We start from the raw sequence: 21,291 nt of genomic DNA on the forward strand, positions 1-21,291 counted from the left end.
CTCAGCCCAGTTCCCAGACGAGGACCTCCGCCGCCCCCGCTCCCGCCGTCAGCTCCAGATGCTCGGCGTCCGTGATCCGCGCCGATTCGCCGGGGCCCAACTCCGCCTTCCCCAGGCGCACTTCACCGCGCACCACATGGACGTACACCGCCGCCGCGTCCGGGACCGCGCTGCGTTCACCGGCGGACAGACGGCGCACATGCAGCATCGCGCCCGCCTCGGGCAGTGCGTACGGCGTCGAGTCGGCGATGCCGTGGACTATCTCGTAGGACGGATCGCCTCCCGGTGCCAGCGGCACGAGCCACATCTGCACGAAGACCAGGTCCTCGTCGCCGTCGTTGCGCTCCACGTGCCGCACCCCGCCAGCCGCGCTGAGCCGCTGCACGTCCCCGGGGCGTACGACCGTCGCGTGTCCCTGCGAGTCGCGGTGGGTCAGCTCGCCCGAGACGACCCAGGTGACGATCTCGGTGTGACTGTGCGGATGCTCGTCGAAGCCGGCGCCGGGCCGCAGCCGCTCCTCGTTGCACGCGAGGATCGCGCCGAAGCGGAGGTTGTCGGGGTCGTAGTGGCGCCCGAAGGAGAAGGCGTGCAGGGATTCGATGCCCGATCCGGGTGCGCCGCCGCGGTAGCGGTCGGCGGAGCGCCGTACGTCAATCACGGATCCACGGTAGCTCCGCCCCGGAGGGCTCCGGCGCAGGACAACGAACCCCGCCACTTAGCGCCCGCGTCCTGATAAGGCAGTCTTGTCCCGTGCCCGAACCTGCAGCGAACGCCCCTCATCCGCACTCCGCGACCCTGCGCCGGCTGGAGCAGTCCTCCGGCCGGCTGGCCGGAGACGCCATCGCACGCATGGACGAGACGCTGCCGTGGTACCGGGCGATGCCGCCCGAGAACCGGTCGTGGATCGGCCTGGTCGCCCAGGCCGGTATCGCCGCGTTCACCGAGTGGTTCCGGCACCCGGAGACCCCGCAGGCCATCTCCACCGACGTCTTCGGCACCGCCCCGCGCGAGCTGACCCGGGCCATCACGCTGCGCCAGACCGTCGAAATGGTGCGCACCACCATCGAGGTCATGGAGACGGCGATCGAGGAGGTCGCCGCGCCGGGCGACGAGTCCGTGCTGCGCGAGGCGCTCCTCGTCTACGCCCGCGAGATCGCCTTCGCGACGGCCCAGGTGTATGCGCAGGCCGCCGAGGCCCGTGGCGCGTGGGACGCCCGGCTGGAGTCCCTCGTGGTCAACGCGGTGCTGTCCGGGGAGGCCGACGAGGGCGCCGTCTCCCGCGCGGCGGCGCTCGGCTGGAACTCGCCCGAGCATGTGTGCGTCATCCTCGGCACCGCGCCGGACGGTGACAGCGAACTGACCGTGGAGGCCATCCGCCGGGCCGCCCGGCACGCCAAGCTCCAGGTCCTCACCGGTGTCCTCGGTGACCGGCTCGTCGTCATCGCGGGCGGCAGCGACAACCCGCTCCAGGTCGCCAAGGCTCTGATCGGGCCTTATGCCGCCGGTCCGGTGGTCGCCGGGCCCGTCGTGCCCGACCTGCTGGCCGCGACCAGGTCCGCCCAGGCCGCCGCCGCGGGCCTCAAGGCGTGTTCCGCCTGGCAGGACGCGCCGCGCCCGGTGCTGGCGGACGATCTCCTGCCGGAGCGCGCGATCGCCTCCGACCCTGCCGCGCGCGAGCAGTTGGTGGAGGAGATCTACAGACCACTGGAAGAAGCGGGCTCGGCACTTCTGGAAACTCTGAGTGTCTATCTGGAGCAGGCGAGTAGCCTCGAAGGCGCGGCGCGGATGTTGTTCGTCCACCCCAACACCGTCCGCTACCGGCTGCGACGTGTGACAGACGTCACCGGCTGGTCACCCTCCGATGTACGCTCCGCTTTCACACTGCGGATCGCACTCATCCTGGGGCGTCTGGCCGACGGGGATACCCAGTCCTAGACTTTTGTGGGACACCAACAATTCCCCTGACGGTTCTTCGTCCCTGTCCCCACGGGCGTCCGGAGCCGTATACAAGAGAGAGTGTGAGGGTGCTCGTACTCGTCGCTCCCGGCCAAGGCGCTCAGACGCCCGGCTTTCTGACCCCCTGGCTCGAACTCCCCGGCGCCGCCGACCGCATCGCGGCCTGGTCGGACGCCATCGGACTCGACCTCGTCCACTACGGCACGAAGGCCGACGCGGACGCGATCCGCGACACCGCCGTCGCCCAGCCGCTGCTGGTCGCCGCCGGTCTGCTGTCGGCGTCCGCGCTCGGTGACGTGGCGCCCGGCGCCGTCGCCGGCCACAGCGTCGGCGAGATCACCGCCGCGGTGTTCGCCGGTGTCCTCGACGACGTGGCCGCGCTCGGCTTCGTACGGACCCGCGGCCTGGCGATGGCCGATGCCGCGGCCATCACGAAGACCGGTATGTCGGCGCTGCTCGGGGGCGACCCCGAGGTCACCGTGCCGCACCTGGAGAGCCTCGGCCTGACCCCGGCGAACGTCAACGGCGGCGGTCAGATCGTGGCCGCGGGAACGATGGAGCAGCTCGCCGCGCTCGAGGCGGACAAGCCCGAGGGCGTCCGCCGCGTGGTGGCCCTCCAGGTCGCCGGTGCCTTCCACACGCTCCACATGGCGCCGGCGGTCGACAAGCTCGCCGAGGCGGCGAAGACGCTCAGCGTGTCCGACCCGAAGCTGCCGTACGTCTCCAACCGTGACGGCGCTGTCGTCAGCTCGGGCGACGAGGTCGTCGAGCGGCTGGTCGGCCAGGTGGCCAACCCGGTCCGCTGGGACCTGTGCATGGAGACGTTCAAGGAGCGCGGTGCGACGGCGCTGATCGAGGTGTGCCCCGGCGGCACGCTCACCGGTCTGGCCAAGCGCGCGCTGCCGGGAGTGCAGACGCTTGCCCTCAAGACCCCCGACGATCTCGACGCGGCCCGCACGCTCGTCGCCGAGCACTCAGCAGCCTGACAAGGAGCCGTAGAGCATGTCGAAGATCAAGCCCAGCAAGGGCGCCCCGTACGCGCGGATCATGGGTGTCGGCGGCTACCGCCCCACCCGGATCGTGCCCAACGAGGTGATCCTCGAGACGATCGACTCCTCCGACGAGTGGATCCGCTCCCGCTCCGGCATCGCGACCCGGCACTGGGCCTCCGACGAGGAGACCGTCGCCGCGATGTCGATCGAGGCGTCCGGCAAGGCGATCGCGGACGCGGGCATCACCGCCGAGCAGATCGGCGCCGTGGTCGTCTCGACCGTCTCGCACTTCAGCCAGACCCCGGCCATCGCCACCGAGATCGCCGACCGGCTCGGCACGGCGAAGGCCGCGGCCTTCGACATCTCGGCGGGCTGCGCCGGCTTCGGCTACGGCCTCACGCTCGCCAAGGGCATGGTCGTCGAAGGCTCCGCCCAGTACGTCCTGGTGATCGGCGTGGAGCGGCTCAGCGACCTGACCGACCTGGAGGACCGCGCGACGGCCTTCCTGTTCGGTGACGGCGCGGGCGCGGTCGTCGTGGGCCCCGCCGAGGAGCCGGAGATCGGTCCGACGGTCTGGGGTTCCGAGGGCGACAAGGCCGGGACGATCAAGCAGACCGTGTCGTGGGACCGTTTCCGTATCGGCGACGTGTCGCAGCTGCCGCTCGACTCCAAGGGCGAGATCAAGTTCCCCGCCATCACGCAGGAGGGCCAGGCGGTCTTCCGCTGGGCCGTGTTCGAGATGGCGAAGGTCGCCCAGCAGGCGCTGGACGCCGCCGGGATCACCTCGGCCGACCTGGACGTCTTCATCCCGCACCAGGCCAATATGCGGATCATCGACTCGATGGTGAAGACCCTCAAGCTGCCGGAGCACGTCACGGTCGCCCGTGACGTGGAGACCACCGGCAACACCTCGGCCGCCTCGATCCCGCTCGCCATGGAGCGGCTTCTGGCGACCGGGCAGGCCAAGAGCGGCGACACGGCGCTCGTCATCGGCTTCGGGGCGGGTCTCGTCTACGCAGCCACGGTCGTTACCCTCCCCTAGGCATCCGGATCTTTCCGGGCACCGCCCAGATCAACCCTCTGATTAACACCGAAGGAGCGCCACATGGCCGCCACTCAGGACGAGATCGTTTCCGGTCTCGCGGAGATCGTCAACGAGATCGCCGGCATCCCGGTCGAGGACGTCCAGCTGGACAAGTCCTTCACCGATGACCTGGACGTCGACTCGCTGTCCATGGTCGAGGTCGTCGTCGCCGCCGAAGAGCGCTTCGACGTCAAGATCCCGGACGACGACGTCAAGAACCTGAAGACCGTCGGCGACGCCGCGGACTACATCGCGAAGCACCAGGCCTGAGCCTGAGACGCGCCTGTCGCCACCTGACCGTGGCGTCGTGAACATTCAGCACCCCCTACACGTGGAGAAAGAATTCCTGTGAGCTCGACCAATCGCACCGTGGTCGTCACCGGTATCGGCGCAACCACACCGTTGGGTGGCGACAGCGCATCGACCTGGGAAGGTCTGCTCGCCGGGCGCTCCGGAGTGAAGCCGCTCGAAGGTGAACGCTTCGCCGAACTCCCGGTCCGGATCGCCGCGCCCGCGGCGGTCGACCCCGGCGAGGTCCTGCCGCGCCCGCTCGCCCGCAAGCTGGACCGCTCCGCGCAGTTCGCGGTGATCGCGGCCCGCGAGGCGTGGGCGGACGCCGGCTTCACCGCTCAGGCGGGCGAGGACGAGAGCATCGAACCCGCCCGGCTGGGCACCGTGATCGCCTCCGGCATCGGCGGCGTAACGACTCTGCTGGACCAGTACGACGTGCTCAAGGAGAAGGGCGTACGCCGCGTCTCCCCGCACACCGTGCCCATGCTCATGCCCAACGGCCCCTCCGCCAACGTCGGCCTGGAGGTGAACGCCCAGGCGGGCGTGCACACCCCGGTGTCCGCGTGTGCGTCCGGCGCCGAGGCGATCGGCTACGCCGTGGAGATGATCCGCACCGGCCGCGCCGACGTGGTCGTGGCCGGCGGCACCGAGGCGGCGATCCACCCGCTGCCCATCGCCGCGTTCGCCAACATGATGGCGATGTCCAAGAACAACGACGAGCCCGAGAAGGCGTCGCGTCCGTACGACACGGCCCGTGACGGCTTCGTCCTCGGCGAGGGCGCCGGCGTCGTCATCCTCGAATCGGCGGAGCACGCCGCGAAGCGCGGCGCCAAGGTCTACTGCGAGGTGCTGGGCCAGGGTCTGTCCGCGGACAGCCACCACATCGCGCAGCCGGAGCCGACGGGCCGCGGCATCGCCGCCGCCATGCGCAACCTGCTGGAGACGACGGACCTCAAGCCCGCGGAGGTCGTGCACCTGAACGCGCACGCCACCTCGACGCCCCAGGGCGATGTGGCCGAGGTCAAGGCGCTGCGCCAGGTCCTCGGCGCGGACCTCGACCATGTGGCGGTGTCCGCCACGAAGTCGATGACCGGTCACCTGCTGGGCGGCGCCGGCGGCATCGAGACCGTCGCGACGGTCCTGGCGCTGTACGACCGCACGGCCCCGCCGACGATCAACGTCGACGACCTGGACGAGGCGGTGGACGCCGACATCGTGCGCGGCGAGCCGCGTGCGCTCCCGGAGGGCACGATCGCGGCGATCAACAACTCGTTCGGCTTCGGCGGCCACAACGTGGTCCTGGCGTTCCGTACCGTCTGACCGCCCGTCACAGCCAAGAGGCCCGGCCCCCCGAGGGGGGCCGGGCCTCGGTCGTTCTCGTGCGCGGGCGGCTCGGGGGCGCTCCCGCGCGGACGGGCGCGCGGGTCGTTCTCCCGCGCGGACGGGCGCTCTGCGGGCTCAGACCACCTGGTGCAGCCAGCGGACCGGGGCGCCCTCGCCGGCGTACCGGAACGGCTCCAGCTCGTCGTCCCACGGCTTGCCCAGCAGCTTCGCGATCTCCGCCTCCAGATCCGTCTCCCCCTGGACGGATCGCGCGAGCGCGGCCCGCAGCCGGTCCTCGGGGATCAGGATGTCGCCGTGCATCCCGGTGACGGCGTGGAAGATGCCGAGGGCGGGCGTGGCGCTGTACCGCTCGCCCTCCGCCTTCGCGCACGGCTCGGCCGTCACCTCGAAGCGCAGCAGCTGCCAGCCCCGCAGCGCGGACGCCAGCTTGGATGCGGTGCCCACCTCGCCCTGCCAGGAGAACTCGGCTCTCCAGGTGCCGGGGGATGCGGGCTGTCTGATCCAGTCGAGCTGGACCCGTACACCGAGCACACCCGCGACCGCCCATTCGACGTGCGGGCACAGTGCACGGGGGCTTGAGTGAACGTACAGAACGCCACGTGTCGTCACCGGGACCTCCAGAGTGGGACGAGGATCGCCATTCCCAGCGGCCTCAGTAAACAGCATCAGGAGTTAATCTCCACAAAAGGGACACCATGTGACGTGATGTAATTTACCGGGGCCGATGGGCACGCGGCCTCTGGTCGACGGGGAAAAGCTACCGCGCGCGGGTGGCCGAGGGGTGACGTAATGTCGGTCCTGGGGGCCGTACGCACCAAGCTTTCACCCGCGAGGACGCCATGTACGGGTGATACGGAGGGGAAACGGGGATGCGCGAGACCGTACGAGGCCACCGTGTGCGTACGGCGGCCGCGGCACTGACGGCCGTCGCGCTCCTGGCGACCGGCGCCCTGACGGGATGTGACTCCTCGTCGGACAACCGGGCGAACGGCTCACCCGCCAAACGGCGGCCTTCACCCACCCCTGTGTGGGACCGCAGCCCTGACTCGATCGCCGCCGTGGGTGACTCCATCACCCGGGGCTTCGACGCCTGTGTGGTGCTCTCCGACTGCCCCGAGGTGTCCTGGGCGACCGGCTCCGACGCCACGGTGAACAGCCTCGCGCTGCGGCTGATGGGCGCGCCCGCCGTCGCCGAGCGTGCCTGGAACTACGCCCGTTCCGGCGCGGAGGTCTCCGATCTGCCCGCGCAGATGACCCAGGCGGCGGCCAGGAAGCCGGAACTGGTGACGGTGATGGTCGGCGCGAACGACGCCTGCGCGGACACCACCGCGAGCATGACGCCCGTCGAGGAGTTCCGTACGTCCTTCACGGGTGCGCTGCGGGAGCTGCGGCGCACCGCGCCCAAGTCCCAGGTCTACGTCTCCAGCGTGCCCGACCTGAAGCGGCTGTGGTCGACCGGGCGGGGCAATCCGCTGGGCCGGCAGATCTGGAAGCTGGGGATCTGCGCCACGATGCTGGGCGACGCCGAGGACGAGAGTGTGCAGGCGCAGCAGCGGCGGACCGAGGTGCAGGACCGCGTGAAGGCGTACAACGGCGTGCTGAGGGACGTGTGCGCCAAGGACCGGCGCTGCCGTTACGACGGCGGCGCGGTCTTCGACTACCGGTTCAGCGGCGACCAGTTGAGCCGCTGGGACTGGTTCCACCCGAGCAAGAACGGCCAGGGGCGGCTCGCCGAGATCGCGTACCGCAACATCACCGCGGTACGTCCGCCGGTCTGACCGGTCGGGGGGCACGACCTGTGGCTGTTGGGGCTGGTGCGGCCGGAATGAGGCGGTAGCCAGGGCGGCACTCCTGTGGTGGTATGTCCGCGACCCCCCGACGGAAGGATCGCCGTGTCCCGGATACGTGCGCGCGTGACCGTAGTTGGCGCCGCCGCCCTGACCCTCGCCCTCGCGGCTCCGCCGCTCGTCGCCGCCGAGCCGGGCGCTGCCGCGCCGGTCACCGTGGAGGAGGCCCGGCTCGACCGGGCCGTGCCCCAGGAGATTCTGCGGCGCAGCGGATTCGACACGGTGGCACCGGAGTTCGCCGGGGCGCTGGGCCACGCGCGGAGCTACCGGCAGGCCGAGCGGGCTGTGGTACGGCATGCCTCCTCGCTCTGGGACCGTGCCGTCGACCGCGCGCAGGGGCGTGGGCCGGTACGCGGCGATCTGAGCCGCGACGACGACCGGCCGCTGTACTGGGCGCGGCTCGCAATGACGCGTGAACTGCGGCAGTGGGAGCCCGGGTTCGGGCTGACGACCGCGCAGCGCGACCGGCTCGTCGACCGGCTGGAGCGCTCCTCGCGCGGCCAGGACTCGATGGACCTCCCGGCGGGCAAGGGCGTCAAGCGCATCGTGATGACGGGCTTCGACCCCTTCACGCTCGACCGGGACATCCGGATCAGCAACCCGTCCGGCGCGACGGCGCTCGCGCTGGACGGGACGTGGATCCGTACGGCGGACGGACCGGCCCGTATCGAGACGGCGGTCTTCCCGGTGCGCTGGCAGGACTTCGCGGACGGCACGGTCGAGCGCACCCTGCGCGAGCAGCTGCCGAAGGCGGACCTGTTCACCACGGTCAGCCAGGGGCGCGTCGGCCGTATCGACATCGAGCGGACCAACGGGGCGTGGCGGGGCGGCTTCGGCGACAACCTGAACGTCTCGCGCACCGAGACGGTGCCGGTGAGCGATCCGGCGACGCAGCCGCAGTGGACGACGACGACCCTGCCGTACGCGGCGATCGTGGCCGCGAGGACCGGGCCCTTCCCGGTCTTCGACAACACGGCGGTCACCGAGATCCCGGCGGGCTCCACGACACCCGTGGCCCGCCCGGACGGCCCGACGCCGGGCTCGACCGCGCGGGCGGGCGGCGGCGGCGACTACCTCTCGAACGAGATCGCCTACCGCGCGACGCTGCTGCGGGACAGGCTGGGGCTGAAGATCCCCGGCGGGCATGTGCACACCCCGGTCCTCCAGTTCGACGCGGCCAACACGACGGAGATCACGGACCCGGTGTTCGTGAAGAACCGGCTGGAGATCATCGCGCAGGTGCGGGAGATCATCCGGGTCGCGGCCGACGCCTCCTGAGGCAGGGCTCCTCCCCCGCTCCGGCTGCCGGGGCGGGGGCCGCGGGTGCGGGAAAGGCGTGGTGTCGGCTGCTGCCGGGCGGTGATGATGGCCGTATGAGGATTGCCGCCGCACAGTTCCGCTCCGCCCCCGGTGACATCGACGCGAATGTGCGCGCCGTGCGTGACCTCGTCGACGCCGCGTCGGGGCAGGGCGCACGCCTGGTCGTCTTCGCCGAGCTGGCGGTGACGGGGTACGAGCCGGATCTCATCGCCGCCGACCCCGCTCTGGTGCTCGCGGAGGACGACGCGCGGCTCGACCCGGTGCGGGAAGCGTGCCGGGCGGGCGGCACGGCCGCCGTGCTCAACGCCGCGGTCCGCACGGCCGGCGGCAGGCCCGCCATCACCTCGCTGGTCATCGGGCCGGACGGCGAGCTGCTCGCCCGCTACGACAAGCAGCATGTGCACGGCACGGAGAACGACGTCTTCGACGCGGGCTCCGAGGACGGCCGGTTCACCCTCGACGGCATCGGCTTCGCGACGGCGGTCTGCTACGACAACCGCTTCCCGGAACTCGCCGAGCGGGCACGGGCGGACGGCTGCCGGGTGTACGTGGCCAGTTCGGCGCTGGAGATCGGCAACGACTCGTTCGCGACGGTCTATCCGGTCCGCGCGCGGGACAACGGTCTGTATGTGGTGCTCGCCAACGCGGTGGGTCGCTGCGGTGTCGGGGAGTGCCCGGGCGACAGTGCGGTGTGGGGCCCGGACGGCGCACTGCTGGCCACGGCGGCGTCGAGCGCACCCGGGCTCGCGCTCGCCGAACTGTCACTGCGGACGGTGGCGCCGTGAGCGCCGTACCGGTCCCGCCCGGCTCATGTGCCGTGCCGCGGACCACGGTGGACGGGGTGAGGGTGCCGTGAGCCGCGCCGTGGAGGAGACCAACCGCCGCATGCTGCGGGCCCGGGACGCGATGGACCGCGCGTACGCACAACCGCTGGACGTGCCGGCCCTGGCCAGGATCGCCCATGTGTCCCCGGCGCACTTCGCACGCACCTTCCGGGCCACGTTCGGCGAGACGCCGCACCGCTACCTCCAGCGCCGCCGCGTGGAGCGGGCGATGTACCTGCTGCGGGAGACCGACCGGAGCGTGACGGACATCTGCTTCGAGGTCGGCTTCGGCAGTCCGGGGACCTTCAGCCGTACGTTTCGTGACATCGTCGGCCGGCCGCCGAGGGCGTACCGCAAGGAGGCCGCGGCGGCGGACGTGCCGACGTGCTTCACGAAGGCGTGGACGCGGCCGGTCCTGTGAGCGGCGACCCGCACGGCGGGCCTGCGCGGACATCCCCGGACCGAGCAGTTCTGGATAAGTTTTCGTCCGCCGCGGCCCGTAGCGTGAGGGACATGTTCAACGCCATCACGCACTCACAGATCTACGTCCTCGACCAGGACGAGGCCCTCGACTTCTACGTCGGCACGCTCGGCCTGGAGGTCGGCGCCGATGTCGACCTCGGCTTCATGCGCTGGCTGACCGTCAGCGTGCCGGGCCACCCGGAGCGGCAGATCCTGCTGGAGCGGCCAGGCCCTCCGGCGATGTCGGAGGAGACGGCCCAGCAGGTCCGCGAGCTGGTGACCAAGGGCGCCATGGGCGGCTCCCTCATCTTCAGCACGGACGACTGCCGCGGGACGTACAAGACGCTGCGGGACAGGGGCGTCGAGTTCACCGAGGAGCCCACCGAGCGCCCGTACGGCATCGACTGCGGCCTGCGGGACCCGTTCGGCAACAGCATCCGCTTCACCCAGCCGAAGACCTGAGGACCGGAAGGAGCCGGGCGCGGAACCCGGAGGGGGCCGCGGCGATCAGGCGCGGAACCCGAGGCTCGCCGCCGTCAGGATCGGTACCCGCCCCGTCCGGCGTCGTTCAGACCCCGGTCCTTGTCGAGGCTGTACGGGGCCGGGGCCTGCGGTGACGGCTCGTCGGACTCCGTGCCCGCCAGGTCGCGCACCATCAGCGTCGCCCCGGCCACCGCGCCCGGCATCAGGAACACCGCGACGAGCGGCACGATGAACGCCAGCGTGAGCGGCACACCGAAGCCGAGGACCATCATCCGGCGGCCTCGCAGCAGGACGAGCCGCTCCTTCAGTTCGACGCCCCGGCGCTGGAGGGCCACGGCGGTGAGCTCCTCGGCGAGGAAGAAGCCGGAGACCGCGAAGCCGAGCGCGGGGACCACCGTCTGGCCGACGACGGGCAGGAAGCCGGCCGCGAACAGCAGAATCCCGTAGAACACCACACGCGCCACGACCCGCAGCGAATCGCGCGCGGAGATCCACAGCTCGCGCCAGAGCGGCAGCCCCGATCGGGGAACCCGGCCGCCCTCGCTGCGGTCGACCTGTTCGGAGAGCGACTCGTAGAAGGGCTGACCGATCAGCAGGGTCACAGCCGTGAAGGTGATCACCGCGACGAACAGGCCGAAGGTGAAGACGAGGGCGGTCAGAAAGCCGCGCAGCAGCCCGAGCCACGGCGAGGACCAGCCGTCGGCGAACGGTGTCGCCCAGCCCACCAGATTGTCGGCGCCGTAGCCGAGGCCGACGAGCGCGCCGGCGTACAGCACGAGGGTCACCAGGCCGGGCAGCAGACCGAAGCCGAGCCAGCGGCCGTGTCCGGCGACCCAGCGCTGGCCCTTCATCAAATAGCCGAAGCCGACCACCAGATCACGCATACGCCCAGCCTAACGGGCCGCCGGGAAGGACAGACCGGCCGGTCGGGGCGCGGCGAAGAGGGCGAACGGCCGATCTTCTTCCGGACATCTGTTGCCCCCGGCACGGCGACACGGTAGACCCTCCGTTCATGGCACTCCTCAGACCAGTCCTGTTCACCACCAGTACCGCCGTCCTCGGAGCCTTACTTCTCAGCCCGCTGTCCGCGTCCGCGGCACCGGGACGCGACGAACCGCGGCCGCACCCCGTACGCGAAGGGGCCGGGCGGGACACCGCGCGGGACTCCACGCCCGTGGGAGCCGGTGCGCTGCGGGCGCTGGAGCGCGCGACGCCGGGGCTGCGGAAGGACGCCGGCTACCCGCGGCGCACCGTCCTCGACGCGCCGCCCGTCAACCCCGCCGACAAGTCGATCAAGCTGGGGCTCGCCCCGTACCACTCGCTCGCACCGCGGCTCAACGCCCTCCAGAAGCTGGGCAACCGGGTGAGCGTGGAGGTCGCCGGGCACTCCGCCGGCGGGCACGAGCTGTATCTGGTGACCGTCACCGCGCCGGAGAGCTCCGGGCAGGCCCGCGACCAGGAACGCATGCGGGAGCGGATCGAGAACAGCCCGGCCGCGGCCGCCCGGGACAAGCACATCAAGGCCGCGTACAAGACGCCCCTGTTCATCAACAACAACATCCACGGCAATGAGTGGGAGGGCACGGACGCGGCCCTGAAGCTCATCGAGGAGCTGGCGAAGGCCAAGGACGCGAAGACCGCCGGGCTGCTCGCGAAGAACCGTGTCTATCTGAACGTGACCGCCAACCCGGACGGCCGGATCGCGGGCACCCGCGCCAACGCCAACGGCTTCGACCTGAACCGCGACTTCATCACCGCGACCCAGCCCGAGGCACGGGCGATCCGGCGGATCGCGATCGACAAGCAGCCCGCCGTGATGCTCGACCTGCACGGCTATGTCAACGGCACGCTGATCGAGCCGACGACACCGCCGCACGGCGAGAACTACGAGTACGACCTGTTCCTGAAGAACGCGTACGCCAACGCGCTCGGTATGGAGAAGGCCGTCAACGGCCTTGGCTACACCCCCGCCGCCGACGGCGTGCAGCCCGCCGTCATCCCCTTCCGGGACGAGAAGGAGGGCTGGGACGACTGGCCGCCCATCTTCACCCCGCAGTACATGCCCTTCCAGGGCGCGGTCGCCTCGCACACCATCGAGTTCCCGATGACCGTCAACAACGCCCAGTACGACAGCCTGCCGGTCGCCGAGCTGCGCCGTCGCGCGGTGATCAACACGGCGATCGCGGGTGCGGCGATGCGCGCGACGCTGGAGTACACGAACAGCCACCGCGCCTCGGTGATCGCCGACCAGATCGAGACGTTCCGGCGGGGCGCGGCCGGTGAGGCCCAGCGTCCGGTCTCGCCCGAGACGGTGCCCGGGGTGCCCGGTATCGGGCCGGAGGACGTCTACACGACGACGTTCCCGCGGGCGTATGTGATCCCGGCGGGCCGCGGACAGCGCTCGGCGGTCGCCGCGGGCCGTCTGGTGGACCACCTGGTCGCCAACGACGTCCGGGTGGAGCGGGCCGTCCGCCCGTTCCGGCTGGCCGGCCGTAGCTACCCGGCGGGGTCGTACGTCGTCGATCTGCGGCAGCCCAAGCGCGGGATCGCCAATGTGATCCTGGCCGAGGGCAGGGACATCAGCGCCGACGTCTCCACCATGTACGACATCTCGGGCTGGAGCCTCGGGCTGCTGTGGGGCGCGACGGTCGACAAGGCCGCCCGGGGCGATCTGCACGTGGTCTCGCGGCCGGTCACCGCCGCCGCGCCCACGGGATACGTCGCGCCGCGCGGTGATCTGAAGCTGCGGCTGGACGACCCGAAGGAGCTCGCGGCCGTCAACACCGTGCTGGCCCAGGGGGTCGCGGTGCGCCGCACATCCGACGGCGCGGCGATCGTGCCGGGCTCTGCGCGCAGGGCGGCCGCCGTGCTCGCCGACCGGTTCGGTGTCGTCTTCTCGGCGACGAAGGAGCGCGGGACCGCGCCCCTCGCGCGCACCCGGGTCGCGGCCGCCGTGACGGCGGGCGAGCAGTTCGCGCTGCGCGAGATGGGTTTCGACGTGGTGCCGGTGTCGACCGCGATCCTGAACGCGGGCTTCGACTGGTCGCGTGCCGACGTCCTGTACGTGTCGACGGGCCTCGACCACGGCCGGCTGACGCCGGCCGCGCGGGAGGCGTTCGCCGGGAGCGGTGTCGGCGTGGTCGGCCTCGGGTCGGCCGGTGCGGCCTTCAACGCGGCCGCCGGACTGATCCCGGCGACGGCGGCCGCGGGCAACGGCGACGCCAACGGCGTGGTGCGGGTGACCAACAGGGGCGGCGCGATCACCGGCGGCGCCCCGGCCCACACCTTCGTCTACTCCCCGCTCTGGTTCACCGGTCTCGGCGCCGGCGTCCGGGCGGAGCAGTCGTACGGCACCGGCAATCCGCTGGTGGCCGGCCACTGGCGGGCGGCGGAGGACGGCAGCGGCGGCCCGCAGGCGGCCGCGGGCCGGGCGTCGGTCGTCAGCGGTACGACGGCGAAGGGCGCGCCCGTCGTGCTGTTCGGCACGGAGCCGTTGTTCCGTGACCACCCGAAGGGTGTGTTCGCGCAGGTCGGCCGGGCACTGCTGACGCGCTGACCATGCGCCGAGGGCCGCACCCCGGAAACGGGGTGCGGCCCTCAGTCGCGCGTACTGCTGGTGCCTCGGCCGTGCGTACGGCCCGGCGTGCCCGAGGTGGGACTCAGACCGCGAGGTCGACCGTGATGTTGCCGCGGGTCGCCTTGGAGTACGGGCAGACCTGGTGGGCCTTCTCGATCAGGGCCTTGGCCGTGGCGGCGTCGACGTTCGGGATGGACGCCGTGATCTTGACGATGATCCCGAAGCCCTCGTCGTTCTTGCCGATGCCGACCTCGGCGGTGACCGTCGAGCCCGTGATGTCGGCGTTCTCCTGGCGGGCGACGACACCCAGCGCACCCTGGAAGCAGGCGCTGTAACCGGCGGCGAAGAGCTGCTCCGGGTTGGTGCCCGCCCCGGAACCGCCCATCTCCTTCGGCGGGTTGACGACCACGTCGAGCTTGCCGTCATCGGTGGAGACGCGGCCGTCACGGCCGTTCTCCGCGGTGGCGACAGCGGTGTACAGGACGTCGGACTGCTGAATGGACATGAAGAGGTTTCCTCCTGTGGTTCGCCGCGACTCGCGCCCACGACCGCGACGGCTCGGCACGAGCCTAGCGTCTCCGCCGGACCGGCAGACATGGCCGGTCACGGCACTAGCGGGTGAGGGAAACGATCATCTTTCCGGTGTTCTCACCGCGGAGCAGGCCGACGAAGGCGTCGTAGCCGTTCTCGATGCCCTCGACGACGGTCTCGTTGTACTTGAGCTCACCGGAGGCGATCCAGCCGGCGACGTCCTTCACGAACTGCGGCGCGAGGTCGTTGTGGTCGTTGACGAGCATGCCCTGGAGGCGCAGGCGCTTGCCGATGACCAGGGCGAGGTTGCGCGGGCCGGGGGCCGCCTCGGTGTTGTTGTACTGGGCGATCATGCCGCAGATGGTGGCGCGGCCGTGCACGTTGAACGAGGAGAGCGCGGCTTCGAGGTGCTCGCCGCCGACGTTGTCGAAGTAGACGTCGATGCCGTCGGGGGCGGCTTCCTTCAGCTGCTGGGCGACGGGGCCGTTCTTGTAGTTGAACGCGGCGTCGAAGCCGTACTCCTCGACGAGGAGCTTGACCTTCTCGTCGGAGCCTGCCGAGCCGATGACGCGGGAGGCGCCCTTGATCCGGGCCAGCTGGCCGACCTGGCTCCCCACCGCTCCGGCCGCGCCGGAGACGAAGACGGCGTCGCCCTCCTTGAAGGAGGCCACCTCGAAGAGACCGGCGTAGGCGGTGAGGCCGGGCATGCCGAGGACGCCGAGGTAGGCCGAGAGCGGGGCGACGGAGCCGTCGACCTTGGTGGCGTGCTTCGCGGGGACATCCGCGTACTCGCGCCAGCCGAGGCCGTGCAGGACGTGGTCGCCGACGGCGAAGCCCTCGGCGTTGGAGGCGATGACCTCGCCGACCGCGCCGCCCTCCATGGGACGGTCGAGCTGGAAGGGCGGGGTGTACGACTTCACGTCGTTCATCCGGCCGCGCATGTACGGGTCGACCGAGAAGTACAGGTTGCGGACGAGGACGCGGCCCTCGGCCGGCTCCGACACCGGCACCTCACGCAGGGCGAAGTCCTCCGCCTTGGGCCAGCCGTGCGGGCGGGCGACGAGGTGCCATTCACGGCTGGTCTCCGGAAGTGCGGACATGCTGCGTTCCTCCTAGAAAAGCTTCACTACCTGAAACAACCATGCGCAGCGATATTTCATGTTGTCAAGTAACCGGGTACCCTGGCGTCCATGGCCACCCCACGTACCGATCCCCTGACCGTCGAGGTCGTCGACCTCATCGGCTCCGTCGTGGCCCGGTACTACACGGAGTACGAGCAGGTCGCGGCCCAGCACTCGCTGACCGGCGCGCAGGCGCGCGTCCTCGGGCTGCTCACGCTGGAGCCCATGCCGATGCGGCGTATCGCCGTGAAGCTGAAGTGCGAGCCGTCGAACATCACCGGCATCGTGGACCGGCTGGAGAGCCGCGGGCTGGTGGAGCGCCGGCCGGACGCGAACGACCGCCGGGTCAAGCTCGCCGCCCCCACCGACGACGGTCTGGAGACGGCGCGGCGGCTGCGGGAGTCACTGGACTTCGCCCGTGAGCCTCTGGCGCAGCTGACGGACGAGGAGCGGACCGTTCTGCGGGACCTGCTCAGGCGGATGCTCGGCGAGGACGCCGCGGCGACGGGCTGAGCGCGGACCGGGGCGCGGGTCCCCGGTGTGCGGAGCCGCGGGTCATGGAGACCCGGGACACGGAACCGACGGAACGGAAGCCCGGGGCGCGGGATCGCGGTGCCCTGCCCCCTGGCGCGCGGACGGCGCACGGGTCACGGCCGACGGAACCCAGCCCACCGGAACCGGAACACGGCTCACAGGCACCAGAAGAGGAACCGGTTGCAGGTCGGCGTGGGGGTTGGCGACGGCGTGGGGGTGCCGGGCGCGGGGTTCGTGGGCGACCCGCCGCCGGGGCCGGACGACTCGCTCGGCTGCGCGGAGGACGACGGCGACTGATCGGGATCGGACGGCTCGTCGGCCCGCGACGAAGGCGGCGGGCCGTTCCCCTCGCCCGGATCCTCCCCGGCAGGACTGCCCGTGCCGGCGGTCCCCGCGACGGTGACGGTGGAGGTGGGCCGTGCGGATGTGGCCGAGGTCTCGACCGGCTGCTCGGTGACGCCGTCGGGACCCTCCGGGCTCTCGTTCGCCTCCGGAGGCAGCGGAGCGAACTCCGTCTCCTCGCTGTCCGCTTCCTTCACGGCCGTCGCCGCTCCGTCGTCGCCCGGGTTCTCCAGGGCCAGTTCGGCGAGGCTCAGCGCACCGGCCGCGAGCACCAGACCGACGACGCCGATGAGCACCTTGCGGCCACGCCGCTTGCGCCCCCGTCGGCCCGAGGACTTCGGACGCGCAGGGGCCTGGCGGCGCGAACGCCGATGACCCGCCGGCGCGGACACCTCGTCCAACTCGAGGACGTGCTCCGCCGCGGGGGCGCTGGGGCTTCGATGCCTGAGCTCCTCGACGGGCGTGCCGCAGCCTGCACAGGCCAGGGCGCCGTTGAGGTGCCGTCGACACTGGTAGCAGTAATCCATGGCGCCCGCAGATTATGCGGCGAGGGTGGGCCAGAGGTGAATGAGACTGTGAGGATCTTGTGTGGAATCTTCACTTCCGCGGCGCGTCCGGTCGCCCGGTTGACGACGCGTCGCGTCCGGTCCGCGGGGCAGGATGTCGGACATGACCGCAGCCGCACCCTTCGGGCCTCACGACTTCCAACTGGTCCTCCTGCGCCGGATGGCCGACCACCAGCCGGAGTTGGTGGAGGCGGCGCGCCGGGAACTGGGCGCGTCGATCGCCGACATGCGCGAGGCGAACCGCCGCTGGCAGGCGATGGTGCGCTCACCGCGCGGACGGGGTGCCCTCTCCCGCTACCGCTCGGTGCTCGGACCTGCCGAGCGCACCGAACGCCGCCGGATCGGCGACCTGGAGTGCGACGCCCACCAGTGGCGCGTACCGCTCTGGCCGGACCTGCGCTTCGAGGTGATGGCCGCGGACGGCGGAGCGGTGTGGAACGAGTGGCTGGTCCGTGCCCCCGGCACCCCGGGCCCCGAGCTGCGGACCCGGGAGGACCTCACCGCCTGGTCGTGCACGGTGGACGAGGCGGCCCGCGCTTTCCCCCCGGCCCGCCCCATGGAGGGATCGGCCCCGACCCGCTGGCAGCTGCGGCTGACGCTTCCTGACGGACAGCCATGTGTGGCGGAGTTCTGCTGGGGGCTGCTTCAGCGGTTGCTCTAGCGACGACCACCGCGCGCCGGCCCGCCCCGACGATCGGCGTACCCTCCCGGCCGCGGGACGACATGAGCGCGCGGATGCCGCCCGGCGAGGACCTCACGGCCTGGTCGTGCACGGTGGACGAGGCGGCCCGCGCCTTTCCTCCGGCTCGCCCGATGGAGGGATCGGCCCCGACCCGCTGGCAGCTGCGGCTGACGCTTCCTGACGGACAGACATGTGTGGCGGAGTTCTGCTGGGGGCTGCTGCTTCAGCGGTTGCTCCAGCGACGACCACCGCGCGCCGGCCCGCCCCGACGATCGGGGTACCGCCCCGGCCACCGGACGACATGAGCGCGCGGATGCCGCCCGGCCCGGCAACGCCCACCCCCCGAATGGGCGCACAGATCTGGCGGATCGTCAGCTTCGTACCCCCGACCGGCTCACCCAGCGCGCGCACTGCTCCCGGCGACCGCACGATGCCATCACGAACCGCACTCGGGAGGATCTGCCGTGACCGTCAGTCTTGAGCAGTTGCGCCGTTGCCATGTCGCCGTCGACCTGGGAGCCGCACGGACCAGGGTCTTCGTGAAGGGCGCCGGACTCGTCGTCGACGAGCCGAGCGTCGCCGCCGTGAACACCCGTACAGGCGCGCTGATCGCGGTCGGCGCGCTCGCCGAGAAGATGACGGGCCGTACGCCCGACTACATCCGCGTCGTCCGGCCCGTCTCCGGCGGCACGGTCGTCGACATCGAGATGGCCCAGCGGATGCTCCGTCACCTTCTGGGCGAGAAGCTGCGCCGGCAGCTGCGCCGCAAGCCGCGGCTGCGCGCCGCCGCCTGCACACCGCACGACAGCGACCCGCTGGCGCAGCGCGCCGCGGTCGAGACCCTGGTCGGCCTCGGTGCCCGCCGGGTGGAGCTCGTCGACACCCTGATCGCGGCGGCCGTCGGCTGCGGGCTGCCCGTGGAGCAGCCGACCGCGAGCATGATCATCGTGTGCGGTGCGGCGACCACCCAGATCGCCGTGCTCTCGCTCGGCGCGATCGTCACCGCCGAGCGGATCCCCGTGGGCGGCAACGCCATCGACTACGCGGTCATCCAGCACCTGCGCCACCAGCACGAGCTGATGCTGCCGAGCCAGTCGGTACGCCCCCTGCAACTCGCCCTGCGCGGCAACGGACTGACCCCTCAGGGGCCGGCTTCGACCGAGATCCACGGGCGGGACGTGGCCACCGGCCTCGCGCGTTCCGTGCGGGTCGACACCGCCGCCGTGCGGGACGCCATCCACACCCCGCTGACCTCCGTGCTCGACGGGATCGGCAAGGTCCTGCGGGACTGCCCGCCCGACCTGGTCGCCGACCTCGCGGAGCGGGGCATCATGATGGTCGGCGGTTCGGCGCTGCTGCCAGGCCTGGACGAGATGCTGCACGAGGCCACCGGTATGCCGGTCCAGATCGCCGAACGCCCCGACATCTGTGCCGTACTGGGTCTCGGCGCGATGCTGGAGGGCAAGGTCCAGCCGCTGCTCCTCAACCCGCTGGCCGAGGCCGAGGCCGGCTGAGGCAGGGAGCGGGACGAGGGCGGCCCGCGGTGGGCGAGGCGGGGCCGGCACGACGTCTCACGATGCTGCTGGAGGCCGTGCTCAGTGTCGGTACCGACCTCGAACTGCACACGACCCTCCAGCACATCGTCGACTCCGCGGCCGGTCTCACCCGGGCGGGCCACGGCGCTCTCGGGGTCCTCGACCCCGAGAGCGGGACGATCACCGAGCTCTACACCGCCGGCGCGGCCGCCCGGACGGAGGACGACGAGGGCTGCCTCTCGTCCGGCGGCGGCCCGGCCGACCCCCTGCCGGCCGGGGACGACGACGGCCTCATCAGCGCCTTCATGCGGGATCCGCTGCTGCCGAGCCCCGACGACCCCGCCCAGGCGCCCTCGCCCGGCGCTCCCGGCGGCCGTCCCGGGACGTACCTCTACCTCAGGGTTCCGATCCGGGTGCGCACCCAGGACTTCGGGCTCCTCTGCCTGACCGACCGGCGTGACGGCTCCTTCACCGAGGACGACGTCGCTCTGCTGCGGATGCTCGCCGCACAGGCGGGTATCGCGATCGGCAACGCCCGGCTGTACGAGAGCGCACGGCAGCGGGAGCGCTGGATCGAGGGCGCGGCCGCCGTCACGACCGCGCTGCTCACCGGCGAGAGTGCCCAGGACGCCCTGGGCACGGTCGCCGAACAGGCCCGCGTCCTCGCCGACGCCTCGGCGGGTGTCGTGCTCCAGCCCACCAAGGACGGTGGAATGGAGATCGTCGCCGCGTCCACGGCCGACGACCCCGGTGACATCGTCGGCACCACCATCGCGCCCGGGTCGCCGGTGCTCGTCCAACTCCTCGGCGGTGAACCGGTGTTCATCGACGACTCGGCGACCGATCCACGGATGACCACCCATGTCCGCAGCCGGTTCGGACCGTCGATGATGCTGCCGCTGCAGAGCGGCGGTCGGCTGATCGGCACCCTCGCACTGCCGCGCCGGCGGCACGGCCCTCCCTACACGGCGGCCGAACGGCTGCTGGCGACCCGGTTCGCCTCGCACGCCGCGCTGGCGCTGGTCCTGGCGGACGCGCAGCACAACCGCAAGCGGCTCGCGGTCTACGAGGACCGTGACCGTATCGCCCGGGACCTGCACGATCTCGTCGTCCAACGGCTGTTCGCCACCGAGATGATGCTGGAGTCGACGCGGCGGCGCGCACCGGACGACGAGAGCGACGAGCTGCTCGGCCGGGCCGTGGACGAGCTGGACTCCACGATCCAGGAGGTACGGACGGCGATCTTCGCGCTCCAGCAGCCGCCCGCCGACGCTCCGGCCGGCTTCCGCGACCGGGTACTGCGGGAGACCGCGGGGGCGGCCGCGCTGCTCGGCTTCCAGCCGTCCGTGCGGTTCCGGGGCGCGGTCGACGCCCTCGTACGGGAGCCGGCGGACCAGCAGCTGCTGGCCGCGCTGCGCGGTGCGCTGGCCGCGGCGTACCGGCGGCGGGACGTCTCCGCGATCGACGTGGAGGTGGACGCGACCGTGCCGCTGCCGGACGGACGGCCCGGGGTGCGGCTGGTGGTCACGGACGACGGGCGCCCCGGTGAGGGGGCCGGCAGGGAAGGGGACGGGGACGGCGGGCACGGTACGACGGTCACCTGGCAGGCGCCCCGGTAGGGACCCCGCGGGAGTCCGCGGCACCCGCGTCGGGGCGGCCGCCCGTACCCGGTCAGGGGTGCCGTCCCACCGCCCGTGCCGTGATCCGGCGGGGGACAATGGTGTGTGCGAGGACCGGCTTGTGTGCGGTCGCGTGCGCCGGACATCAGGACGGCACGCGGCCCAGCGCGGCACAGACACG

Annotated in this window: 21 protein-coding genes and 1 pseudogene; 16 read left to right on the forward strand and 6 right to left on the reverse strand. The window is 71.8% G+C overall.

All coding sequences use genetic code 11. From position 1 onward, the window contains the following. Position 1: 1 nt before the first annotated feature. A complete protein-coding gene (locus OHA05_RS11085) occupies positions 2–658 on the reverse strand; it encodes a pirin family protein (protein WP_328860467.1) in 657 nt (218 codons plus the stop codon). A gap of 92 nt (positions 659–750) precedes the next feature. Between OHA05_RS11085 and OHA05_RS11090 the strand changes: the two genes are divergently transcribed. The 5 genes from OHA05_RS11090 (at position 751) to fabF (ending at position 5,643) form a co-directional block, all read left to right on the forward strand. Continuing rightward, positions 751–1,935 carry a PucR family transcriptional regulator gene (locus OHA05_RS11090; RefSeq protein WP_313946493.1) on the forward strand — a complete coding sequence of 395 codons (1,185 nt, stop codon included), beginning with the start codon at positions 751–753 and terminating at the stop codon, positions 1,933–1,935. Between the two features lie 89 nt (positions 1,936–2,024). Continuing rightward, the gene (locus OHA05_RS11095; RefSeq protein WP_328863366.1) at positions 2,025–2,942 is read left to right on the forward strand and encodes an ACP S-malonyltransferase; all 918 of its coding nucleotides are present in this window, start codon (positions 2,025–2,027) and stop codon (positions 2,940–2,942) included. Between the two features lie 16 nt (positions 2,943–2,958). Continuing rightward, entirely contained in the window at positions 2,959–3,990 is a 1,032-nt protein-coding gene (locus OHA05_RS11100) for a ketoacyl-ACP synthase III (RefSeq protein ID WP_313946492.1), read from the forward strand. A gap of 63 nt (positions 3,991–4,053) precedes the next feature. Beyond that, complete coding sequence (locus tag OHA05_RS11105; RefSeq protein WP_313946491.1) at positions 4,054–4,302, forward strand: acyl carrier protein; 249 nt, start codon at positions 4,054–4,056, stop codon at positions 4,300–4,302. A 78-nt stretch (positions 4,303–4,380) separates the two neighbouring features. Then, positions 4,381–5,643 (forward strand): beta-ketoacyl-ACP synthase II, encoded by a 1,263-nt coding sequence (gene fabF / locus OHA05_RS11110; RefSeq protein ID WP_328860468.1) that lies wholly within the window; start codon positions 4,381–4,383, stop codon positions 5,641–5,643. Positions 5,644–5,781: 138 nt separating this feature from the next. Here the strand turns inward: fabF and OHA05_RS11115 are convergent, their stop codons facing one another. After that, on the reverse strand, positions 5,782–6,276 hold the full coding sequence (locus OHA05_RS11115) for a DUF3145 domain-containing protein (protein ID WP_328860469.1): 495 nt from the start codon (positions 6,274–6,276) through the stop codon (positions 5,782–5,784). A gap of 260 nt (positions 6,277–6,536) precedes the next feature. Between OHA05_RS11115 and OHA05_RS11120 the strand changes: the two genes are divergently transcribed. The 5 genes from OHA05_RS11120 (at position 6,537) to OHA05_RS11140 (ending at position 10,582) form a co-directional block, all read left to right on the forward strand. After that, a complete protein-coding gene (locus tag OHA05_RS11120; protein WP_328860470.1) occupies positions 6,537–7,445 on the forward strand; it encodes an SGNH/GDSL hydrolase family protein in 909 nt (302 codons plus the stop codon). A 135-nt stretch (positions 7,446–7,580) separates the two neighbouring features. Continuing rightward, positions 7,581–8,792, forward strand: coding sequence for a pyroglutamyl peptidase (locus OHA05_RS11125; protein WP_443043668.1), 1,212 nt, complete (start codon positions 7,581–7,583; stop codon positions 8,790–8,792). A gap of 95 nt (positions 8,793–8,887) precedes the next feature. After that, positions 8,888–9,619 (forward strand): carbon-nitrogen hydrolase family protein, encoded by a 732-nt coding sequence (locus tag OHA05_RS11130; RefSeq protein WP_328860472.1) that lies wholly within the window; start codon positions 8,888–8,890, stop codon positions 9,617–9,619. 67 nt (positions 9,620–9,686) lie between these two features. Then, positions 9,687–10,079: an AraC family transcriptional regulator gene (locus tag OHA05_RS11135; RefSeq protein WP_328860473.1), complete on the forward strand. Its 393-nt coding sequence runs from the start codon at positions 9,687–9,689 to the stop codon at positions 10,077–10,079. Between the two features lie 92 nt (positions 10,080–10,171). After that, positions 10,172–10,582 carry a VOC family protein gene (locus OHA05_RS11140; RefSeq protein WP_328860474.1) on the forward strand — a complete coding sequence of 137 codons (411 nt, stop codon included), beginning with the start codon at positions 10,172–10,174 and terminating at the stop codon, positions 10,580–10,582. Positions 10,583–10,656: 74 nt separating this feature from the next. Here the strand turns inward: OHA05_RS11140 and OHA05_RS11145 are convergent, their stop codons facing one another. Then, positions 10,657–11,487, reverse strand: coding sequence for an EI24 domain-containing protein (locus OHA05_RS11145; RefSeq protein ID WP_328860475.1), 831 nt, complete (start codon positions 11,485–11,487; stop codon positions 10,657–10,659). A 128-nt stretch (positions 11,488–11,615) separates the two neighbouring features. Between OHA05_RS11145 and OHA05_RS11150 the strand changes: the two genes are divergently transcribed. Beyond that, the gene (locus OHA05_RS11150) at positions 11,616–14,159 is read left to right on the forward strand and encodes a M14 family zinc carboxypeptidase (RefSeq protein ID WP_328860476.1); all 2,544 of its coding nucleotides are present in this window, start codon (positions 11,616–11,618) and stop codon (positions 14,157–14,159) included. 103 nt (positions 14,160–14,262) lie between these two features. On the opposite strand, the gene OHA05_RS11155 is transcribed toward OHA05_RS11150, so the two are convergent. Then, positions 14,263–14,685, reverse strand: a complete 423-nt coding sequence (locus tag OHA05_RS11155; RefSeq protein ID WP_313946481.1) for an organic hydroperoxide resistance protein — start codon at positions 14,683–14,685, stop codon at positions 14,263–14,265. A gap of 106 nt (positions 14,686–14,791) precedes the next feature. After that, positions 14,792–15,811, reverse strand: a complete 1,020-nt coding sequence (locus OHA05_RS11160; RefSeq protein ID WP_313946480.1) for an NADP-dependent oxidoreductase — start codon at positions 15,809–15,811, stop codon at positions 14,792–14,794. 90 nt (positions 15,812–15,901) lie between these two features. On the opposite strand from OHA05_RS11160, the gene OHA05_RS11165 reads away from it, so the two are divergent. Then, positions 15,902–16,345 (forward strand): MarR family winged helix-turn-helix transcriptional regulator, encoded by a 444-nt coding sequence (locus OHA05_RS11165; RefSeq protein ID WP_313946479.1) that lies wholly within the window; start codon positions 15,902–15,904, stop codon positions 16,343–16,345. A 176-nt stretch (positions 16,346–16,521) separates the two neighbouring features. On the opposite strand, the gene OHA05_RS11170 is transcribed toward OHA05_RS11165, so the two are convergent. After that, a complete protein-coding gene (locus OHA05_RS11170) occupies positions 16,522–17,235 on the reverse strand; it encodes an SCO2400 family protein (protein WP_328860477.1) in 714 nt (237 codons plus the stop codon). Positions 17,236–17,368: 133 nt separating this feature from the next. Between OHA05_RS11170 and OHA05_RS11175 the strand changes: the two genes are divergently transcribed. The 4 genes and pseudogenes from OHA05_RS11175 to OHA05_RS11190 all read left to right on the forward strand — a co-directional run bounded on the left by OHA05_RS11175 (position 17,369) and on the right by OHA05_RS11190 (position 21,110). Continuing rightward, positions 17,369–17,935 (forward strand): hypothetical protein, encoded by a 567-nt coding sequence (locus tag OHA05_RS11175; RefSeq protein ID WP_313946477.1) that lies wholly within the window; start codon positions 17,369–17,371, stop codon positions 17,933–17,935. An 86-nt stretch (positions 17,936–18,021) separates the two neighbouring features. After that, positions 18,022–18,261, forward strand: a pseudogene (locus OHA05_RS11180) (hypothetical protein); the annotation flags it as partial. Between the two features lie 159 nt (positions 18,262–18,420). Then, on the forward strand, positions 18,421–19,470 hold the full coding sequence (locus OHA05_RS11185) for a rod shape-determining protein (RefSeq protein WP_313946476.1): 1,050 nt from the start codon (positions 18,421–18,423) through the stop codon (positions 19,468–19,470). 62 nt (positions 19,471–19,532) lie between these two features. Then, positions 19,533–21,110 (forward strand): sensor histidine kinase, encoded by a 1,578-nt coding sequence (locus OHA05_RS11190; RefSeq protein ID WP_328860478.1) that lies wholly within the window; start codon positions 19,533–19,535, stop codon positions 21,108–21,110. Positions 21,111–21,291: the final 181 nt, after the last annotated feature.

Origin of the sequence: Streptomyces sp. NBC_00306 (genome assembly GCF_036169555.1) — a bacterium.
GTDB lineage: Bacteria > Actinomycetota > Actinomycetes > Streptomycetales > Streptomycetaceae > Streptomyces > Streptomyces achmelvichensis.

What these genes read in the sequence shown, in the direction of transcription:
- OHA05_RS11190 (WP_328860478.1), top strand. Translation starts at nt 19,533, where the DNA reads ATGCTGCTGGAGGCCGTGCTCAGTGTCGGTACCGACCTCGAACTGCAC.
- OHA05_RS11160 (WP_313946480.1), bottom strand. Translation starts at nt 15,811, where the DNA reads ATGTCCGCACTTCCGGAGACCAGCCGTGAATGGCACCTCGTCGCCCGC.
- OHA05_RS11155 (WP_313946481.1), bottom strand. Translation starts at nt 14,685, where the DNA reads ATGTCCATTCAGCAGTCCGACGTCCTGTACACCGCTGTCGCCACCGCG.
- OHA05_RS11105 (WP_313946491.1), top strand. Translation starts at nt 4,054, where the DNA reads ATGGCCGCCACTCAGGACGAGATCGTTTCCGGTCTCGCGGAGATCGTC.
- OHA05_RS11140 (WP_328860474.1), top strand. Translation starts at nt 10,172, where the DNA reads ATGTTCAACGCCATCACGCACTCACAGATCTACGTCCTCGACCAGGAC.
- OHA05_RS11165 (WP_313946479.1), top strand. Translation starts at nt 15,902, where the DNA reads ATGGCCACCCCACGTACCGATCCCCTGACCGTCGAGGTCGTCGACCTC.
- OHA05_RS11100 (WP_313946492.1), top strand. Translation starts at nt 2,959, where the DNA reads ATGTCGAAGATCAAGCCCAGCAAGGGCGCCCCGTACGCGCGGATCATG.
- OHA05_RS11145 (WP_328860475.1), bottom strand. Translation starts at nt 11,487, where the DNA reads ATGCGTGATCTGGTGGTCGGCTTCGGCTATTTGATGAAGGGCCAGCGC.
- OHA05_RS11175 (WP_313946477.1), top strand. Translation starts at nt 17,369, where the DNA reads ATGTCGGACATGACCGCAGCCGCACCCTTCGGGCCTCACGACTTCCAA.
- OHA05_RS11170 (WP_328860477.1), bottom strand. Translation starts at nt 17,235, where the DNA reads ATGGATTACTGCTACCAGTGTCGACGGCACCTCAACGGCGCCCTGGCC.
- OHA05_RS11120 (WP_328860470.1), top strand. Translation starts at nt 6,537, where the DNA reads ATGCGCGAGACCGTACGAGGCCACCGTGTGCGTACGGCGGCCGCGGCA.
- OHA05_RS11130 (WP_328860472.1), top strand. Translation starts at nt 8,888, where the DNA reads ATGAGGATTGCCGCCGCACAGTTCCGCTCCGCCCCCGGTGACATCGAC.
- OHA05_RS11150 (WP_328860476.1), top strand. Translation starts at nt 11,616, where the DNA reads ATGGCACTCCTCAGACCAGTCCTGTTCACCACCAGTACCGCCGTCCTC.